Below are 1,523 nucleotides of genomic sequence, written 5' to 3' on the forward strand. Positions count from 1 at the left end.
CCGGGCGCCTCGCCGCGGATCCTGGCGAGCGCCTCGTCGAGTTCGTCGGCCTTCACCAGGACGTCGCGCGCCTTGGACCCCTCGCTGGGGCCGACGATCTGACGCGATTCCATCAGGTCCATCAGGCGGCCGGCCTTCGCGAAACCGACGCGCAGCTTGCGCTGGAGCATCGAGGTGGAACCGAACTGGGTGGTGACGACGAGTTCGGCCGCCTGGCAGAGCAGGTCGAGGTCGTCGCCGATCTCCTCGTCGATGTCCTTCTTCTGCTTGGTGCCCACCACGACGTCATCCCGGAAGACCGGCGTCATCTGCGCCTTGCAGTGGTCGACGACGGCGTGGATCTCGTCCTCGGCGACGAACGCGCCCTGCATGCGGACGGGCTTGTTGGCGCCCATCGGCAGGAAGAGGCCGTCGCCCTTGCCGATCAGCTTCTCCGCGCCGGGCTGGTCGAGGATGACCCGGCTGTCGGCCAGCGAGGACGTCGCGAAGGCGAGCCGGGACGGCACGTTCGCCTTGATGAGGCCGGTGACCACGTCCACCGAGGGCCGCTGCGTGGCGAGCACCAGGTGGATGCCGGCCGCGCGGGCGAGCTGGGTGATGCGGACGATGGCGTCCTCGACGTCGCGCGGGGCGACCATCATCAGGTCGGCGAGCTCGTCGACGATCACCAGCAGGTAGGGGTAGGGCCGCAGTTCGCGCTCGCTGCCGGGCGGGGTCTGCAGCTTGCCGCTGCGCACGGCCTTGTTGAAGTCGTCGATGTGCCGGTAGCCGAAGGCCGCGAGGTCGTCGTAGCGCAGGTCCATCTCGCGCACCACCCACTGCAGTGCCTCGGCGGCCCGCTTCGGGTTGGTGATGATCGGTGTGATCAGGTGCGGGATGCCCTCGTAGGCCGTCAGCTCGACCCGCTTGGGGTCGACCAGCACCATGCGGACGTCCTCCGGCGTGGCCCGCATCATGATCGAGGTGATCAGGCAGTTGATGCAGGACGACTTGCCGGAGCCGGTCGCCCCGGCCACCAGGATGTGCGGCATGTGCGCCAGGTTGGCCATCACGTAGCCGCCCTCGACGTCCTTGCCCAGCGCCACCAGCATGGGGTGGTCGTCCTCGGCGGCGTCCGCCAGACGCAGCACGTCCCCGACGTTGACCATCTCGCGGTCGGTGTTGGGGATCTCGATGCCGACGGCGGACTTGCCGGGGATGGGGCTGATGATCCGCACGTCCGGGCTGGCCACCGAGTAGGCGATGTTCTTGGTGAGCGCGGTGATCCGCTCGACCTTGACCGCGGGACCCAGCTCCACCTCGTACCGGGTGACCGTCGGGCCCCGGGTGAAGCCGGTGACCGCGGCGTCGACCTTGAACTCCTTGAAGACGTTGCCCAGCGCGGCGGCGACGGCGTCGTTGGCGGCGGTGCGGGACTTGCCGGGGCCACCGCGGTGCAGCAGGTCGAGCGCGGGCAACGCGTAGGTGATGTCGCCGGAGAGCTGCAACTGCTCGGCACGCGGCGGCAGCTCGCGCTCGCGGGC

1 protein-coding gene is annotated in these 1,523 nt (G+C 69.7%); it reads right to left on the reverse strand.

Features of this window, described 5'->3' with window-relative positions:
- On the reverse strand, nucleotides 1–1,523 hold a 1,523-nt coding region (locus tag HW445_RS30575; RefSeq protein ID WP_180224041.1), incomplete at both ends, for a DNA translocase FtsK.

Source organism: Streptomyces sp. UH6 (assembly GCF_013421635.1).
Lineage (GTDB): Bacteria > Actinomycetota > Actinomycetes > Streptomycetales > Streptomycetaceae > Streptomyces > Streptomyces abyssomicinicus.